Here is a 17,220-nt window from a genome sequence, read left to right on the forward strand (position 1 = left end):
GGGGCTGGCGGGTGGTTTCGAGTCGCTTGCAGAGCACAGCGCCGTGGCCCACTGTCAGCACCCCCCGCGTGCGCCCTCAGGCCCCGATACGCCACGCCGCCAAAAACTGCTCCCGCAAGACCCCATCTCCCTCGCGCCGCCAGGCCGCGAACACCGCCGAGGGTTCGAGCGCTTCGGTCAGGCGTTTGAACACCACGCCGGGGATGCCGGCGCGCGCAAATGCTGCGGGGACGATGGAGACGCCGAGACCCTGGGCGACCAGCGAGACCACCGAGAGCCAGTGGCGCCCTTCGTGCTGCAGGCGGGGGTAGAAGCCGTGGGCGCGGCAGATTTCGATGATGCGGGCGTGGTAATCCGGTGAGCCCTTGCGGGAGAAGAGGATGAACGGGTGGTCGGCCAGGGAGGCCAGGGTGATCTCGGCCGCCTCCGCCGCCGGATGAGCGGCGGGCAGGCAGGCCAAAAACGGTTCCGCGTAGAGCGGTTGGCTGGTGAGGCCGGGGGGCAGGCGGTCGGTGTGAATGAGGGCGAGGTCCAGCTCGTCCTTGAGCAGGGCGTCGATCTGGTCTTGTGAGTTCAGCTCCACCACCACCACCTCCACGCGCGGGTGCCGGGCCTGAAAAGCCTGCAGCCAGTGGGAGAGCCCGTGGTGCAGGGTGGAGCCCACAAAACCCAGGCGCAGGCGGCCAACCTCGCCGGCCTGCACCTCGCGGGCCAGGGCGCAGGCCTGCTCGGCACCGTCCAGCAACGCCAGGGCCCCGGGCCGAAAGGCCTCACCGGCGGGGGTGAGGCGCACGCCCTTGCTGTCGCGCTCAAAGAGCCGGGCGCCGACGCTGGCCTCCAACTGCTGGATGGCGACCGAAAGCGGGGGTTGGGACATCGCCAGCCGCTGGGCGGCGCGGCCGAAGTGCAGCTCGTCGGCCAGGGCCATGAAGCAGCGCAGGTGACGGAATTCCAGGGTTCGGGCCGGAATGCTCATATGCGATACGAATCGTTGCAGTGGTTTTTTGAATTGGACACGAATCGTCACGCCTTGGATACTCCGCGGCTTCGGAACGGAGACACCACGATGGCCACCAAAGCAAGTTTTCACTGGGACGACCCCCTGCTGCTGGACCAGCAGCTGACGGACGACGAGCGCATGGTGCGCGATGCCGCGGCGGCTTATTGCCAAGAGCGCCTGATGCCGCGCGTGCTGGAGGCCTTCCGCAACGAGCAAACCGACCCGGCGATCTTCCGGGAGATGGGCGAGCTGGGCCTGCTGGGCCCCACCATCCCGACGCAATACGGCGGCGCCGGCCTGAACTACGTGTGCTACGGCCTGGTGGCCCGCGAAGTGGAGCGCGTGGATTCGGGCTACCGCTCGATGATGAGCGTGCAGTCGTCCCTGGTGATGGTGCCGATCAACGAGTTCGGCAGCGAAGCCACCAAGCAAAAGTACCTGCCCAAGCTGGCCACCGGCGAGTGGATCGGCTGTTTTGGCCTGACCGAACCCAACCACGGCTCGGACCCCGGCTCGATGGTGACCCGCGCGCGCAAGGTGCCGGGCGGCTTTGAGCTCACCGGCAGCAAGATGTGGATCACCAACTCGCCCATCGCGGACGTGTTCGTGGTGTGGGCCAAGGACGATGAAGGTGCTATCCGCGGCTTTGTGCTGGAAAAGGGCTGGAAGGGCCTGACCGCCCCCGCCATCCACGGCAAGGTGGGCTTGCGCGCCAGCATCACGGGCGAGATCGTGATGGACGGCGTGTTCTGCCCCGAAGAAAACGCCTTCCCCGAGGTGCGCGGCCTAAAGGGCCCGTTCACCTGCTTGAACAGCGCCCGCTACGGCATCGCCTGGGGCGCGCTGGGTGCGGCCGAGTTCTGCTGGCACATGGCGCGCCAGTACACGATGGACCGCAAGCAGTTTGGCAAGCCCCTGGCGGCCAACCAGCTGATCCAGAAGAAGCTGGCCGATATGCAGACCGAGATTACGCTGGGCCTGCAAGGCTGCCTGCGCTTGGGCCGCATGAAGGACGAAGGCACGGCCGCCGTGGAGATCACGTCCATCATGAAGCGCAACAGCTGCGGCAAGAGCCTGGAGATCGCCCGCATGGCGCGCGACATGCTGGGCGGCAACGGCATCAGCGACGAATTCGGCATCGCCCGCCACCTGGTGAACCTGGAAGTTGTGAACACCTACGAGGGCACGCACGACATCCATGCGCTGATCTTGGGCCGTGCCCAGACGGGCATCGCCGCGTTCTGATGCACGCCACCATTGCCCTGGTGGGCGCGGGTCGCACCGCCGCTCATCTGGGCCAAGCCTTGCAAGCGGCCGGTTGGCCGCTTGTTGCTTTGGGTGTGCGCGATGCCTTGCGTGCGGCGCCGCTGGCGCAGGCCTTGGGGCTGGCGCCGCTCACGCCGGCCGAAGCTTGTGCGCGGGCGGATTGGGTGTTTCTCGCGGTGCGGGACGCCGACATCGCACCCGTGTGCGCGGCCCTGCCGTGGCGCGCGGGGCAGGTGGCGGTGCACCTCAGCGGGGCCACGCCGCTGGGGGCGCTAGAGCCGGCGGTTGCGGCCGGAGCGCGTGCGGCGGGCTTTCACCCGTTGCAATTGATGGCCGACCCGCTGCCCAGCCGCGAGGCAGCGGCGCAGGTGTTTCGCGGTGTGGTGGTGGGCATCGAGGCCGAGGCCTTGGATGCAGCGCCACTGCACCACCTGGCGCGCGACCTGGGCGCGCTGCCGCTGGCCTTGCAGTCCGAGCAACGGGCGCTTTATCACGCAGCGGCCAACTCCGGTGCCAGCGGCCTGCTGGCCCCCTTGAGCTTGGCGCAAGCCTTGATGGCCCAAGCCCTGCAGACCGACGAGGCCACCGCCTGGGCGGCCTTGGCACCGCTGGCGCGGGGTGCGTTGGATGCTGCGCTGGCGCGGGGCGTGGGCGGGGCGCTGTCCGGCCCGCTGGCGCGGGGCGATGCCGCGGTGTTGCACCGCCATGTGCAGGCCTTGCAGACCCAAGCGACGGCGGATCAACAGCAGCTGTACGAGGCCCTGATGCGGGCGCTCTTGCCACTGGCCGCCAAGCGCCTGCCGCCGGAGGCGGTGCAGGCGCTGGAAGACAGTTTGAGGGCCTGAGTCAGGCCCTCCTTTGATCGGCTTACTCGCCCAGGTACGCGGCGCGCACCTTCGGGTCCGCCAGCAGCTCGTGGCCGCTGCCGGTCATGGTGACGACGCCGGACTCCATCACGTAGCCGCGGCTGGCCAGCTGCAGGGCGCGGCTGGCGTTTTGCTCGACGAGCAGGATCGTGACGCCCTGGCCGTGGATCTCGTTCACCACCTCGAAGATCTTGTCCACCATGATGGGCGAAAGACCCATGGAGGGTTCGTCCAGCAGCAGCACCTTGGGGCGGGCCATCAGCGCGCGGCCCATGGCCAGCATCTGCTGCTCGCCGCCGCTCATGGTGCCGGCCAATTGGTCGCGGCGTTCCTTGAGGCGCGGGAAGAAGGTGAAGACGCGCTCCATGTCCGCAGCGATCTCGGCCTTGTCGTTGCGGATGTAGGCGCCCATCTGCAGGTTTTCGACGATGGTCATGCGCGTGAAGGTGCCCCGGCCTTCGGGCACCATGACCAGGCCTTGCTTGGCCAGGTCCCAGGCGCCTTGGCCGCGGATGCTGCGGCCGAGGTATTTCACGTCGCCGTCGGCCACGGACTGCAGGCCGGTGACGGCCTTGAGCGTGGTGGTCTTGCCGGCGCCGTTGGCGCCGATCAGGCTCACCAGCTCGCCTTCGCGCACTTCAAAGCTGACGCCCTTGACAGCTTGGATGCCGCCGTAGGCGACCTTGAGCTTCTCGACTTGGAGGAGGATGGGTTGGCTCATGGTGGGATCAGTGCGTTTGGGCGCCGAGGTAGGCCTCGATCACCTTGGGGTTGCGTTGGACTTCGGCGGGCGTGCCTTCGGCTATGGGCTTGCCGTAGTCAAGCACGGTGACGCGGTCACACAGGCCCATCACCAGCTTCACATCGTGTTCGATCAACAAGATGGTGCGGCCGTCTTTGCGGATGCGGTCGATCAGTTCGCGCAGCACCACTTTCTCGGTGGCGTTCATGCCGGCGGCGGGCTCGTCCAGTGCGATCAGCTTGGGGTCCGTGGCCAGGGCGCGGGCGATCTCCAGGCGGCGCTGGTCGCCGTAGGAGAGCGTGCGGGCGCGGAAATCGGCGTACTTGCCGATGCCCACGTAATCCAGCAGCTCGCGGGCGCGGGCGTCAATGGCCTTCTCTTCCGCCTTGAAGGCTGGGGTGCGCAAGATGGCGCCCAGCAGGCCGCTATGGGTGCGCACGTGGCGGCCCACCATTACGTTCTCAGCCGCCGTCATTTCGGGGAAAAGGCGGATGTTCTGGAAGGTGCGCGCAATGCCGGCCTTGGCCACCAGGTGCACGGCCTCGGGCTTGTAGGCCTGGCCGCCGAGCTCGAAGGTGCCGGAATCGGGCACATAGAGCCCGGTGATCACGTTGAAGAACGTGGTCTTGCCGGCGCCGTTGGGGCCGATCAGGCCCACGACTTGCCCTTGCTCGATGGTGATGCCCACGTCGGAGAGGGCTTGCACGCCGCCAAAGCGTTTGCTGGCGCCGACAACTTTCAAAATGGTGTTCTTGCTCATGACGCCTTACTCCTTGACGGGCACCGGGGCGGGTTTGCCATGTTCGGGGGCGGGCCACAGGCCGCGTGGGCGCATCAGCATGATGACGATCATGGCCAGGGCCACCAACATCTGGCGCAGGATGGCCGCATCGATGCGGCCGTCGGTGAGCTGTTGCACGTCACCGGCCACATAGCGCAGCACCTCGGGCAGGGCAGCCAGCAACAGGGCGCCGAGGATGACCCCCGGCAAGTGCCCCATACCGCCCAGCACCACCATGGCCACGATGAGCACCGACTCTTGCAGGCTGAAGGATTCCGGGCTCACAAAGCCCTGGAAGCCCGCGAACATGGCCCCGGCCACGCCGCCAAAGGTGGCGCCCATGCCGAAGGCCAGCAGCTTGAGGTTGCGGGTGTTCAGGCCCATGGCCTTGGCGGCGATTTCGTCTTCACGGATGGCCATCCAGGCACGGCCGATGCGCGAGTTCTCCAGGCGGTGGCAGATCAGCACCGACACCACCACCAGGGCGAGGAACAGGTAGTAGTGCAAGGTCACGCCGGGCAATTCAATGCCGAACAGTGAGGTCTTTTGCGACAGCGAGACGCCGAACACGTGGATGGAGTCGATGCTGCCGATGCCGCGCGGGCCGTTGGTCAAGTTGACCGGGTGCTCCAGATTGTTCATGAACACGCGGATGATTTCGCCAAAGCCCAGCGTCACGATGGCGAGGTAGTCACCCCGAAGCTTGAGCGTGGGGGCACCGAGCAGCACCCCGGCCAAGGCCGCCAAACCGGCGCCCAGCGGGATGACGATCCATAGCGGCGTGTGCAACCCATTGGGAAACCACTCGGCAATCAGCGGGAAGTTCTCGATCAGGTGCGGGCTGCCCATCAGCGCGAACATGTAGGCGCCGACGGCGTAGAAGGCCACGTAGCCCAGGTCCAGCAGACCGGCGTAGCCCACCACGATGTTCAGCCCAAGGGCCAGCAGCACGTAGAGCAGGGCGGTGTCCAGAATGCGCACCGGCCCAGAGCCGAACTGCTGCGCCACCAGCGGCAGCCCCATCAGGGCCACCGCGCAAAGCAAAAAGGTGATCAGTTTTTTGTTCATGAAACGCTCCTTAAGCGCGGTCCGCCACGCGCTCACCCAAGAGGCCCGAGGGGCGCAGGGTCAGCACCAGGATCAGCGCGACGAAGGCAAAGATGTCGGCGTAGTGGCTGCCCAGCACACCGCCGGTCAGGTCGCCCAGGTAGCCCGCGCCAATGGCTTCGATCAGCCCCAGCAAGATGCCGCCCACCATGGCGCCTGCCAGGTTGCCGATACCGCCGAGCACGGCGGCCGTGAAGGCCTTGAGACCGGGCATGAAGCCCATGGTGTGCTGTGCGGTGCCGTAGTTGGCGGCCCACATCAGGCCGGCTACGGCGGCCAGTGCGGCACCGATGACGAAGGTGGCCGAGATCACGAAGTCGGGCTTCACGCCCATCAGTGCGGCAACCTTGGGGTTCTCGGCTGTGGCCCGCATGGCGCGCCCGAGTTTGGTCTTGTTGACCAGCCACATCAGCGCAGCGAGCAGCACGCCCGTGGTGACCAGGATCACGACCTGGGTCACCGAGATGACGGGCCCGCCCAGGTTGAAGGGTTCGGCCGGCAGCAGTTGCGGGAAGGGCTTGGGGTTGGGTTTCCAAATCACCATGGCCAGGGTCTGTAGCAGCAGGCTCATGCCCATGGCGGTGATCAGCGGTGCCAGCCGGGGTGCGCTGCGCAGGGGCCGGTAGGCGATCTTTTCGATGCTGAAGTTGACGATGGAGCAGACCACGATGGCGCACAGCAGCGCCACGATCATCAAGGCCCAGCCGGGCAGGCCTGCGCCGGCCAGGGCGCCCACCACGGTCCAGCTGACCAGGGCGCCAATCATCAAGATCTCACCGTGGGCGAAATTGATCAGGTTGATGATGCCGTACACCATCGTGTAGCCCAGGGCCACCAGGGCGTACATCGCCCCCAGCACCAGGCCGTTGATCACTTGTTGAAAAAAAACTTCCATGGGTATTGAGCGCGCGAACGCCCCTCAGGGATAGAACCCAAGAACATAAGCAGATTGCGTGCCAAACCTCTGAAACGGGGCGTTCCCTGGGCGCCACGCCTGGGCTTGTCGCCAACGGGGCGGGAAGCCACACTTCAGCCCCCCGGGTCGTCTGGCGATCCACCTGCGTGATTACCCTGATGCCCCGATCCCCTTTAAGCCCGCTCAGCCGTCTGTTGTGGCGGCACCAAATGGCGCTGGCCACCGGCCTGACGGTGGTGCTGGCAGTGGCCGGCTTCAGCTTGACCCACCGTTTGACCGAGCGTGCGGGCTTGGAGCGACTGACCGAGCTGGGGGTGGAGCGCCTGGAGCTGTACGCCGGTAGCCTCGAAGCGGAGATCACCCGGCTGGCCCATGTGCCCGCCCTCGTTGCCTTGGGGGACGAAGTGGCGGCGGTGCTGGAGGGGGATGCCGGGGCGGAATCGCGGGTTCAGCGCCGACTGGCGCAAATCAATGCCCAAGCGGGCTCTCTGTTGATCGCCGTGGTGGACCGTGCCGGCAAGTTGAGATTGTTCAGCGCCTCGGAGGCCCCCAGTGTGCTGGAGACCGCTCGCCTGGAATCGATCGCCGCCGCTTTGGTGGACGGGCAGTCTGGCTTCTTCTCATCGAACGAAACCAGCACCGATTACTTCCATGCGGCGCCGGTGCGCCGGGGGGACCGGGTGCTGGGGCAGGTGATGGTGCGCATCAATCTGGCGCCGTTGGAGGCCACCTGGGTGGGGCTCGGGCAGCGCTCGCGGGGTGAAAAACTCCTGGTGGTGGATCGGCAGGACGTGGTGACCCTGAGCTCCGTGCCGGCGTGGAAGTACCGCCGGTTTGTCGAGGGCTTCAACACCCAGAGCTGGGCGGAGATGCCGCGCCATCTGTCCCTGCACTACCCGCCGCAGGGCCGGGATGCGCTGCGCTGGGAGTCACGCGGCGAAGCCAGTGCGGGGTCGATGCTGTGGCAGTTGCAGGCGCCTGAGGGGGATCGGGCGCGGGACTTGCCCACGCGGTTGTTGGTGCAGGAGCGTCCCATGATGGCCTGGGGCCTGCGTTTGATGACCCTGTCGGACCCGACGGAAGTGTGGCGCGATGCCGGCCGTGCGGCCTGGGGCGGCGGCGCTTTGGGGGCGTTATTGGGGCTGCTGGGCATTTATTACCTGTTCCGGCGTCGGGCCATGATTCAACTGGCCCGTGCACGGGATGCGCTGGAGCGCGAGGTCGAAGAGCGCACGCAGGCCCTGAGTCAAGCCAATGCCGAGCTCACGCGAGAAATTGAGCAACGGCTGCGAGCCGAGGACGAGTTGGTGCAGGCTGGCAAATTGGCCGTTCTGGGGCAGTTGTCGGCGGGGGTGGCCCATGAGGTCAACCAACCGCTGACGGCCTTGCGGGCGCTGTCGGCCAACTCGCAGCGGTTTCTGGAGGCCGGCAAGCTGGAGGCCGTGCAGCGAAATTTGGTCAATATCGAGGCGGCGGTCGAGCGCATGGCGCGCATCACCTCGCAGCTCAAGAGTTTTTCGCGGCGCAGCGGAACCCGGCACGAACGGGTGAACTTGGCGCAAGCGGTGGCCAATGCCCGGGTGTTGTTGGAGCACCGCCTGCGCGAAGCCCAGGTGCAGGTGGACGAGCAGGTGGAGGTCACGTTGCACGTCCATTGCGATGGCACGCGACTGGAGCAGGTGCTGGTGAACTTGATCGGCAATGCGGTCGATGCCATGGAGACCGCGCCGGCGCGTCGCCTGGGCCTGCGTGCCTGGACTCAGGGGGCCCGGATTTTTGTGGCGGTGAGCGACACCGGCGCCGGGCTGAGTGCCGAAGCGCGGGCTCGTTTGTTCGAACCGTTCTTCACGACCAAGCCGGCCGGGCAGGGCCTGGGCTTGGGGCTGGTGATTTCAGCTCAAATCGTGCGGGAGTTTGGCGGCATGCTGGTGCCTTGGCCGGGGGAGTCGGGCATGGAGTTCCGCTTTGACTTGCCCGCTGCACATGATGAGGGACGTTGAGATGTTTGAAGGCGTGGAAGTGCTGTACGTGGAAGACGATCCGCAGGTCCGGGAGTCTCTGGTGCAGACCCTGGAGTTGGCGGGCCTGACTGTGCGGCCTTTTGAATCCGCGGAAGCCCTGTTGAGTGCCTTTACCCCGGGGCAGGCCGCTGTGGTGGCCACCGACGTGCGCTTGCCGGGGCTGGACGGTGTGGCCTTGCTGGAGCGGCTGCTGGCGCTGGACGACACCCTGCCCGTGGTGTTGGTGACGGGCCACGGCGATGTGTCCATGGCCGTGAAAGCGATGCGGCTGGGCGCGTATGACTTCATTGAGAAGCCGTTTGCGCCTGAACGTTTTGTGGAAACCCTGCAGCGGGCCATCGAAAAGCGGCTGCTGCGCCAAACGGTGGAGGACTTGCGGACGCAGTTGCAAGACCGGCACGGCATCGAAGCGGCGTTGCTGGGTCGTTCGGCGGCGATGGAACAGGTGCGACAACGGGTGCTCAAGCTGGCCGGCACGAATGCTGACGTGATGATCTTGGGCGAAACCGGGACGGGCAAGGAGTTGGTGGCGCGCTGCCTGCACGACCACAGCAAACGGCGCGATCGTCATTTCGTGGCCATCAATTGCGGTGGGCTGCCCGAAAGCCTGTTTGAAAGCGAACTGCTGGGTCATGAATCGGGCGCGTTTACCTCAGCCGCCAAGCGACGCATTGGCAAGTTGGAGCACGCCAATGGCGGAACCCTGCTTTTGGATGAAATCGAGACCATGCCCGTGGCACTGCAGATCAAACTGCTGCGGGTGCTGCAAGAGCGCAAGTTGGAGCGCTTGGGCTCCAACGACGAAATCAAGCTGGACGTGCGGGTGATTGCGGCGACCAAGGCGGATTTGCTGAAGCTGTCCGACGAAGGCAAATTCCGTGCCGACCTGTACTACCGGCTGAACGTCGCTGTCTTGGAGCTACCCCCGCTGCGTGAACGGCGCGAGGACATTCCCTTGTTGTTTGAACACTTTGTGGCACAGGCCGCCGAGCGCTATGGATGCGAGCGCCCGGACCTCGACCCCGACAAGCTGCGGGAGCTGATGGCGCACGACTGGCCCGGCAACGTGCGCGAAGTGCGCAATGCGGCCGACCGATTTGTGCTGGAAGGCGGCGGGGAGTCCCTGCTCCCGGTCTCGGCGCCAGGAGGGGTGAATTTGGCGCAGCAACTGGAAGCGGTCGAGCGCGCCTTGATCGAGCAAGCGCTCAGCCGCCATGGCGGCAACGTACAGCGGGTCATGGAAGCCCTTGGGGTTCCCAAGAAGACGCTGTACGACAAACTTCACCGATTGGGGATTGAGCTGGAGCGTTTCCGCGGGGATCGTCCGTGAGGGGGCGGATGTCGGTTCGGTTACTGGGCCGGGTGTTCGGCTGGGCCCTTGGCTTGGGCGTCAGTGTTTCGGTGAGCGCGCAGCCCCCGGCCCCGCCGAAGCCGTCACCGACGGTGATCGTGCAAGGGATTCAGTGGGGCTCGTCGCAGCGATTCGAAGGCGATCAACGCCTCTTGCCCGGTCAGGCTCTGGAGGTGTGTGGGCCGCTGAACCAAGGCCAGGCGGTGGAGTGGAGTTTCTACGCCAGCGCCCCGCTGGGCTTTCAGGTGCTGCACCGCATTGGCAAGCGCGTCTATCGCGCTGACCAGCGCACCAAAGCAAAGTCCCTGCAGGGCCGCCTGGTGCCGGAAGAATCGGTCCGCTACTGCTGGTCGTGGACCAACCGCACCCCAGCACCGGCCGCCGTGGCTTTCATGCTGCGGTATTGAGCGGCTCCGGGAGCCGCTGGGCGTCAAACTCAAAGCGGAAGCACGAGCCGACGCCTTGGGTACTCTCCACCTCAATCTGCCCCCCCATCAGGCAGACCAAGCGTTGAGCAATGGACAGACCCAGCCCCGTGCCGCCGAAGCGCCGGGCAATGGAGGCGTCCGCTTGCTGATAGGGTTTGAAGAGGGCCTGCTGCTGTTCCGGGCTCATGCCAGGGCCGGTGTCGGTAACGGCAAGGCACAGGCGCAATTCGGTGCACCCTTCGCCCCCAGGACTCTCTGAGTGCCAATCGGCGCGTTGAATGTCGACACGGACCTCGCCCTTGGCCGTGAACTTCAAGGCGTTGCCAACCAGATTGACGATGATCTGCCGCAATCGAAGGGCATCGCCCAGGAGATGGTGGGGGACGCCCGGCTGAATGCGTGCCGCCAACTTCAGCCCTTTGGCATGCGCTTGCGGCAGCAGCGGCCCCAGCGCTTCTTTCAGGCACTCATGAAGCGTGAAGGGCGCGCTTTCCAGTTGCACCCCGCCAGCTTCCAGTTTGGCCAAGTCCAGGCTGTGGTTCAGCAGTTCCAGTAAACCTCGACCGGACTGCAGGGCCAGACCCAGCAGTTTGCGCTGGCGGTCCGTGATCTCACTGCCCATGACCAGTTCGGTGAGGCTGATCATTCCCGCCAGGGGCGTGCGCATTTCATGGGCCAGATGCGAGGCCATCTCGGTTTGTCCACGGGCCTGATGCTGCGCTTCGCGGAGTTGGCGCTGGACTTCCAGTCCCGCTTCGATCACGTCGTGAATGTCGACGCCCACCAAACGCCCGGTGTCGGTGGGGCCGGCGTGCAACTCCAAGCGATACCACCGGGTGCCCTCGGGGAGGTGCAGTGAAGCGGTGTGGCGCCAGACCTGGTTCTTACGAGCGGTATCCAGGGCCTCCTGGGCCCGCGGGGCATCGGCCAGCAAACGGGCCAGGTCCGAGGCCTGCGCCCAGCCTTGGAGGCGCTCCAGCAGGTCCAGGGCGACGGCGCTGCCCGCCAGCAAGCGACCCGAGGCCAAGCACAGCTCGGCAGACAGGCCAGGGTCAGCGGTCCGGACGGGAGGCGATGCGGTCATGGGCAGGTGGGAACAGCCTCGCCGTTTTAGCACGTAGCTGGGGGGGCCGTCCTTAGCGGCTTGCCCTCACGCGCAGGATTTCGTCCAAGATCAAGGCGATGGCCCCGAGGGTAATGGCGCTGTCGGCCACGTTAAAGGCCGGGAACGACCAACCGCCCCAGTGGAATTGCAGGAAGTCCACCACATAGCCGTGCCACAAGCGGTCCACGCCGTTTCCCACGGCGCCACCCAGAATGAGTGCCAAGGCACAAGCGAAGAGTCGCTGATTGCCATGACGCCGCAGCATCAACGTGATGAACACCGCGGCAGCCGCAGCCAAGCCCGTGAAAAACCAGCGCTGCCACCCGCCGGCCCCAGCCAAAAAGCTGAAGGCAGCCCCGGTGTTGTGGGCGCGAACCAAGTTGAAGAAATCGGTGACGCGACGGCTGTCGTGCAGGTCAAACGAGCCCAGGATCAAAACCTTGGTGAACTGGTCGGCAAGTAGCACGATGCCAGCCAGCGCCAGCCAGCGCCACCAGTTGGGAACCGCGGCCTTCATTAGGCGTGCGCCCGGGCTTCGCCCGCGCCATGCAGGTTGTCATCGCAGCGACCGCACAGCTGCGGGTGCGCGGGGTTGCGACCCACGTCCTCCCGGTAGTGCCAGCAGCGCTCGCACTTGTCCGCGGTGCTGGGGTGCACCTCAACGGCCAGGGTTTCGCCCGCGACCAGCTCCACGTGCGAGACGATCAGCACAAACTTCAGGTCGTCGCCCAGGCTGTTCAAGACCGCCCAGTCGTCCGCGCCCACCGTCAAGCGCACTCGCGCTTGCAGGGAGGCCCCGATGCCGCCTTCGGCGCGCACCGCTTCCAAGGCCTTGTTGACCTCGGCACGCACGGCCAAGACGCGGTTCCATTTGCCGATCAGGGCCTCGTCGGCGCCGGCGAAGGCCCAGAACTGCTCTTCAAAGAGGCTCTTGCCGCTGCCAGCCACACCAGGTTGGCCGGCCTGGGCAAAGAGCGGCCAGGCTTCTTCGGCGGTGAAGCTCAGGAAGGGGGCCATCCAGCGCAGCATGGCGTGCGTGATCTGCCACAGCGCCGTCTGCGCCGAGCGGCGCGCCAGGCTCTTGGGGGCGGTGGTGTAGAGGCGGTCCTTCAGCACGTCCAGGTAGAAGGCGCCCAGGTCCTCGGAGCAGTAGACCTGCAGCTTGGCCACCACGGGATGGAACTCGTAGCGTTCGTAATGGGCCAGGATGTCGGCTTGCAATTGCGCGGCGCGCGCCAGGGCGTAGCGGTCCACCTCAAAGAGCTGCTCTGCCGGCACGGCGTCGGTGCTGGGGTTGAAATCGCTGACGTTGGCGAGCAAGAAGCGCAAGGTGTTGCGGATGCGGCGGTAGCCGTCCACCACGCGCGCCAGGATCTTGTCGTCAATGCCCAGGTCCCCGCTGTAGTCGGTGGCGGCCACCCACAGGCGGATGATCTCGGCGCCCATCTTGTCGGAGACGGTTTGCGGGGCGACCACGTTGCCCACCGATTTGCTCATCTTGCGGCCCTGGCCGTCCACGGTGAAGCCGTGGGTCAGCAGGCCCTTGTAGGGTGCGCGGCCGTGCAGGGCGCAGCCCAGCAGCAGGGCGGAGTGGAACCAGCCGCGGTGCTGGTCGTGGCCTTCCAGGTAGAGATCGGCCTCGGGGCCGCTCTCGTGCGCCAGCCCGGCGTGGCTGCCCTTCATCACGTGCTCAAACGTGGAACCGGAGTCGAACCAGACCTCCAGGATGTCGGTGCTCTTGCTGTAGTTCGCGCCTTCGGCGCCGAGCACATCCTCGGGGGTGAGGCGGCTCCAGGCCTCCACGCCGCCGGCTTCGACGATGTCTGCTGCCTTGTCCAGGATGGCCATGGTGTCGGGGTGCAGGTCACCGCTGTCCTTGTGCAGGAAGAAGGGCAGGGGCACGCCCCAAGCGCGCTGGCGGCTGATGCACCAGTCCGGGCGGTTGGCGATCATGTCGCGCAGGCGCCCACGGCCGTTTTCGGGATAGAAGGCCGTTTCTTCGATGGCGGCCAGGGCCAATTCGCGCAGCGTCTGGGTGGGGGCTTCACGCGTGAAGACACCTTCGGTGCCCTTGTGCGGTGCGTCCATGCGGATGAACCATTGCGACGCGGCACGGTAGATCACCGGCGTCTTGTGGCGCCAGCAATGCGGATAGCTGTGGGTGATGGTGCTGGTGGCCAGCAAGCGGTCGGCGTTTTGCAGCGTCTCGATGATGACGGGGCAGGCCTTCCAGATGTTCAGCCCGCCAAAGAGGGGCAGGTCCTCGGCATAACGGCCGTCGCCCTGAACCGGATTCAGGATTTGGTCGTGCCGCAAGCCGTGGTTCATGCAGGAGAAGAAGTCATCCAGGCCATAGGCCGGGGCGCTGTGCACGATGCCGGTGCCGTCCTCGTCGGTGGCGTAGTCCGCCAGGTACACCGGCGAGAAGCGGGCATAGCCGGCGTCGGTGGCGGCCAGTGGGTGGTGGAAATTCAGCCCCGCCAGGGCCTCGCCCTGGGCGGTGGCGACGACCTCGCCCTCCAGAGCCCAGCGCTTGAGGCAGTCTTCGACCCGCGCCTGGGCGACGATGAAGGAACCGCGCGCCGTCTTCACGGCGGCATAGCGCAGCTTGGGGTTGAGGTTCAGCGCCTGGTTGGCGGGCAGCGTCCAGGCGGTGGTGGTCCAGATCACGGCGCTGGCCTGCAATTCGCCCTCCAGGCCAAAGGCCGCCGCCAACTTGGCGGGTTCGGCCGTGGGGAAGGCGACATCCAGGGTCTGGCTCTTTTTGTCGGCGTATTCGATCTCGAATTCGGCGAGCGACGAGCCGCAATCAAAGCACCAGTACACGGGCTTCAAGCCGCGGTACACAAAGCCGCGCTCGATGACCTTCTTGAAGGCGCGGATTTGCCCCGCCTCGTTCTTGGGGTCCATGGTGGCGTAGCGGTTCGACCACTCGCCCAACACGCCCAGGCGCTCAAAGTCCTTGCGCTGCAGCGCGATCTGTTCGGTCGCGTAGGCGCGGCTCTTGGCCTGCATGTCGTCACGGCTCAGGTGGCGTCCGTGGGCCTTCTCGATGGCGTTCTCGATCGGCAGGCCGTGGCAGTCCCAGCCGGGCACGTAGGCGGCGTTGAAACCCATCAGTTGGCGGCTCTTGACCACCATGTCCTTGAGCACCTTGTTGACGGCGTGACCGATGTGGATGGCGCCGTTGGCATAGGGCGGGCCATCGTGCAGCACAAACTTGGGTGCACCCGCGCGCGCGGCGCGCAGGGATTCGTAGCGCCCCTCGGCTTGCCAAGCCGCAATCCAGCCCGGTTCACGCTTGGGCAGGTCGCCGCGCATCGGGAAGGCGGTATCGGGCAGGTTCAGGGTGCTGCGGTAATCAGGCGCTTGGCTCATGGCAGTCAGGGTTCAAATGGCCCGGGCGGGGGCTCAGTGGATCGGCAGTTGGGGGCAAGGCAGTGCCTTGCCAGGTGCCGCTTTCGGCACAACCGATCGTCAAATTCGGTCGCGGGTGGTTTGGCGCCGCTCGGCGGCATGGCCGTCGAACCACGCACGTGCTGCCGCCACATCCGCCGCGATGGCGGCGGTTAGGCTGTCCAGCCCTTCAAATCGGGCTTCATCACGCAGTTTGTGCAGCAGTTCCACGCGGGCGAGTCTACCGTAGCCCCCCTCTGGGCCCAGCGAAGCCGGCCACTCCAAACAGTGGACCTCGAGCAGCATCCGCCCGCTGTCATCGACTGTTGGGCGACTCCCCAGCGACGCCACACCGGGCAGGGGCGTCGGTCCGAGGCCTTCGACCTGAACCACGAAGATGCCGCGTGCGGCGGGCTTGGGGTGCGAAAAGCGTAGATTGAGGGTCCGAAATCCGCTGCCCAAAGTTCGGCCCAACTTGAGTCCGTGCAGAACATGGCCCGTCACCGCATAGGGCCGGCCGAGCAGGGCGCTGGCGCGGTCCATCAGCCCAGCCCCCAGCGCCTCGCGAACCGCGGAGCTGCTGACGCGCAGGCCATGCACCTCGTAACTCATCATGCGGGCGACATCGAACCCGAGTTGTGTGCCCAGGGCGTCCAGCGTGGCGTAGTCGCCTTGGCGTTGAGCGCCGAAGCGGAAATCGTCGCCGACCAGGACATAGCGGGCGCCGAGGCCTTTGACCAGAACCTGTTCGACGAAATCGCGTGCACTCAGACGCGCCAAACGCGAATCAAACTTCAAGACCACGGTTTGGTCGATGCCACACCGCTCCAATTCGGCCAGTTTGTCCCTCAGCGTGGCGATGCGCGCTGGCGCCAGCTCGGGTTTTCCAGCCAGTTTGGCGAAGTGGTCCCGAGGATGCGGTTCAAAGGTCAGCACACAACTGGGCAGACCCCGGTGCTGCGCTTCGCTGCGCAGGAGGGCCAGCATGGCCTGATGGCCCCGGTGCACGCCGTCGAAATTGCCGATGGTCAGCGCGCATGCAGGCGCGATGGCGGGGTGGTGAAAGCCTCGGAAGACCTGCATGCTCAGTACCGGCGCTCCAGGGTCAGCACTTCGTTCTCTCGCTGCATTTGAAAGCGTTTCAAAAAGCTGTTGCCGATCAGCACCAAGTTCATCGGCTGGGGCGTGACGATGGCCTCCACGCCCGGCACTTCGACATCGCCGATGCGGACGCGGTCCAGCGTGAGCACATGACCGGGCACGCGCCCATTGGCGGTTTGAACCCACACCTGGCGTCCGTTGCGGTAGCGCAATCCCATGCGCTGCGCGTCGTTCACCCCAATGGCGACCGCGGTGGCCCCGGTGTCGATCATGAAACGCATCGTCTGACCGTTGATCATGCCAATGCCGGTGAAGTGACCGTCTTCGTCCGCGCCCAGGACAATTTTTTGTTGGCTGGACGTTGTGCCCTGTGAGACCGGCAGGGCTCCCAGTCGCAGCAGTTGGCGCTGTCCGTCGAACTCGACCATCGCGCCATCGTCAGACAAGCCAATCAGCCGCACGCCATCGATGGTCTGCCCGATTCGCACTGATCGGACTTGGCCTTCAATCACCAACAGGGCGGTGGAGGGCCCCAGGGTGCCGTTGAGCGAGACCCGCAACCCGGCTGACCACGCCGGCAGAGCGAGCAGCGCACAGGTCAGTAGCAGCGGGCGAATCATGGGGGTCAGTCCCGGAAGTTGTTGAAGCTCAGCGGGGTGTCGCTGATTTCCTTGCGCAGCAGGGCGATGCAAGTTTGCAGGACGTCCCGGTCCTTGCCCGTCACCCGGACAGCGTCCCCCTGAATCCCGGCCTGCACCTTGAGCTTGCTGTCCTTGATCTTGCCCACGATCTTTTTGGCCAAGTCGCTGGGAATACCGGCGCGGACTTTCCAGACCTTCTTCACCTTGTCCCCGCCCAGTTTTTCGACTTTGGCCTCGCGATCAAAGTAGGTGAGCTCCACTTTGCGCTTGGTCATCTTGTCCATGATCACGGTTTCGAGTTGCTCCAACTGGAAATCCGAATCACCGACCAACTCGATCGTGCTGTCTTTTTCTTTGCCCTTGAGCTCAATAGAGGCGCCGGTACCTTTGAAGTCAAAGCGGGTTCCGATTTCCTTGGCGGCGTTGTCCACACCATTGCGGATCTCAACAAAATTGGGCTCAAGAACGGCGTCAAAAGATGGCATGGGATTCTCTTTCT

The 17,220-nt window shown here is 65.7% G+C and carries 16 protein-coding genes; 5 read left to right on the forward strand and 11 right to left on the reverse strand.

Translation table 11 applies throughout. The annotated features are described in order from the left end of the window. Positions 1-76: 76 nt before the first annotated feature. A complete protein-coding gene (locus I7X43_RS07950) occupies positions 77-976 on the reverse strand; it encodes a LysR family transcriptional regulator (RefSeq protein ID WP_375140388.1) in 900 nt (299 codons plus the stop codon). 90 nt (positions 977-1,066) lie between these two features. Here I7X43_RS07950 and I7X43_RS07955 point away from each other — a divergent pair, with 90 nt between their 5' ends. Both I7X43_RS07955 and I7X43_RS07960 read left to right on the forward strand, forming a co-directional pair. Further along, positions 1,067-2,245 (forward strand): acyl-CoA dehydrogenase, encoded by a 1,179-nt coding sequence (locus I7X43_RS07955; protein WP_198100408.1) that lies wholly within the window; start codon positions 1,067-1,069, stop codon positions 2,243-2,245. Beyond that, positions 2,245-3,111 carry a DUF2520 domain-containing protein gene (locus I7X43_RS07960; protein ID WP_198100409.1) on the forward strand — a complete coding sequence of 289 codons (867 nt, stop codon included), beginning with the start codon at positions 2,245-2,247 and terminating at the stop codon, positions 3,109-3,111. Before I7X43_RS07955 ends, I7X43_RS07960 begins: the two co-directional genes overlap by 1 nt. 22 nt (positions 3,112-3,133) lie before the next feature. Here I7X43_RS07960 and I7X43_RS07965 read toward each other — a convergent pair whose 3' ends face one another. Genes I7X43_RS07965 through I7X43_RS07980 form a run of 4 tightly spaced genes read right to left on the reverse strand, consistent with a single transcriptional unit; the run spans position 3,134 to position 6,657 of the window. Beyond that, a complete protein-coding gene (locus I7X43_RS07965; protein WP_198100410.1) occupies positions 3,134-3,853 on the reverse strand; it encodes an ABC transporter ATP-binding protein in 720 nt (239 codons plus the stop codon). Positions 3,854-3,860: 7 nt separating this feature from the next. Next, entirely contained in the window at positions 3,861-4,634 is a 774-nt protein-coding gene (locus I7X43_RS07970; protein WP_198100411.1) for an ABC transporter ATP-binding protein, read from the reverse strand. A 6-nt stretch (positions 4,635-4,640) separates the two neighbouring features. Further along, on the reverse strand, positions 4,641-5,723 hold the full coding sequence (locus I7X43_RS07975; protein WP_198100412.1) for a branched-chain amino acid ABC transporter permease: 1,083 nt from the start codon (positions 5,721-5,723) through the stop codon (positions 4,641-4,643). A gap of 10 nt (positions 5,724-5,733) precedes the next feature. Then, a complete protein-coding gene (locus I7X43_RS07980; protein WP_198100413.1) occupies positions 5,734-6,657 on the reverse strand; it encodes a branched-chain amino acid ABC transporter permease in 924 nt (307 codons plus the stop codon). Positions 6,658-6,836: 179 nt separating this feature from the next. Here I7X43_RS07980 and I7X43_RS07985 point away from each other — a divergent pair, with 179 nt between their 5' ends. Genes I7X43_RS07985 through I7X43_RS07995 form a run of 3 tightly spaced genes read left to right on the forward strand, consistent with a single transcriptional unit; the run spans position 6,837 to position 10,457 of the window. Beyond that, positions 6,837-8,678 (forward strand): sensor histidine kinase, encoded by a 1,842-nt coding sequence (locus I7X43_RS07985; RefSeq protein ID WP_198100414.1) that lies wholly within the window; start codon positions 6,837-6,839, stop codon positions 8,676-8,678. Beyond that, positions 8,662-10,029 carry a sigma-54-dependent transcriptional regulator gene (locus I7X43_RS07990; protein WP_375140389.1) on the forward strand — a complete coding sequence of 456 codons (1,368 nt, stop codon included), beginning with the start codon at positions 8,662-8,664 and terminating at the stop codon, positions 10,027-10,029. Before I7X43_RS07985 ends, I7X43_RS07990 begins: the two co-directional genes overlap by 17 nt. An 8-nt stretch (positions 10,030-10,037) precedes the next feature. Continuing rightward, on the forward strand, positions 10,038-10,457 hold the full coding sequence (locus I7X43_RS07995) for a hypothetical protein (protein WP_198100415.1): 420 nt from the start codon (positions 10,038-10,040) through the stop codon (positions 10,455-10,457). On the opposite strand, the gene I7X43_RS08000 is transcribed toward I7X43_RS07995, so the two are convergent. The 6 genes from I7X43_RS08000 to I7X43_RS08025 all read right to left on the reverse strand — a co-directional run bounded on the left by I7X43_RS08000 (position 10,441) and on the right by I7X43_RS08025 (position 17,206). After that, complete coding sequence (locus tag I7X43_RS08000; protein ID WP_198100416.1) at positions 10,441-11,562, reverse strand: sensor histidine kinase; 1,122 nt, start codon at positions 11,560-11,562, stop codon at positions 10,441-10,443. The two genes, I7X43_RS07995 and I7X43_RS08000, sit on opposite strands and share 17 nt — an antisense overlap. 52 nt (positions 11,563-11,614) lie before the next feature. Next, positions 11,615-12,100, reverse strand: a complete 486-nt coding sequence (gene lspA, locus I7X43_RS08005) for a signal peptidase II (protein ID WP_198100417.1) — start codon at positions 12,098-12,100, stop codon at positions 11,615-11,617. Beyond that, positions 12,100-14,961 carry an isoleucine--tRNA ligase gene (ileS, locus tag I7X43_RS08010; protein ID WP_198100418.1) on the reverse strand — a complete coding sequence of 954 codons (2,862 nt, stop codon included), beginning with the start codon at positions 14,959-14,961 and terminating at the stop codon, positions 12,100-12,102. Before ileS ends, lspA begins: the two co-directional genes overlap by 1 nt. A 99-nt stretch (positions 14,962-15,060) precedes the next feature. Continuing rightward, the gene (locus tag I7X43_RS08015) at positions 15,061-16,062 is read right to left on the reverse strand and encodes a bifunctional riboflavin kinase/FAD synthetase (RefSeq protein ID WP_198100419.1); all 1,002 of its coding nucleotides are present in this window, start codon (positions 16,060-16,062) and stop codon (positions 15,061-15,063) included. Between the two features lie 2 nt (positions 16,063-16,064). After that, on the reverse strand, positions 16,065-16,700 hold the full coding sequence (locus I7X43_RS08020) for a retropepsin-like aspartic protease family protein (protein ID WP_198100420.1): 636 nt from the start codon (positions 16,698-16,700) through the stop codon (positions 16,065-16,067). A gap of 5 nt (positions 16,701-16,705) precedes the next feature. Further along, entirely contained in the window at positions 16,706-17,206 is a 501-nt protein-coding gene (locus I7X43_RS08025) for a YajQ family cyclic di-GMP-binding protein (RefSeq protein ID WP_198100421.1), read from the reverse strand. Positions 17,207-17,220: the final 14 nt, after the last annotated feature.

It is taken from the genome of Inhella gelatinilytica (genome assembly GCF_016093295.1).
GTDB classification, from domain to species: domain Bacteria; phylum Pseudomonadota; class Gammaproteobacteria; order Burkholderiales; family Burkholderiaceae_C; genus Inhella; species Inhella gelatinilytica.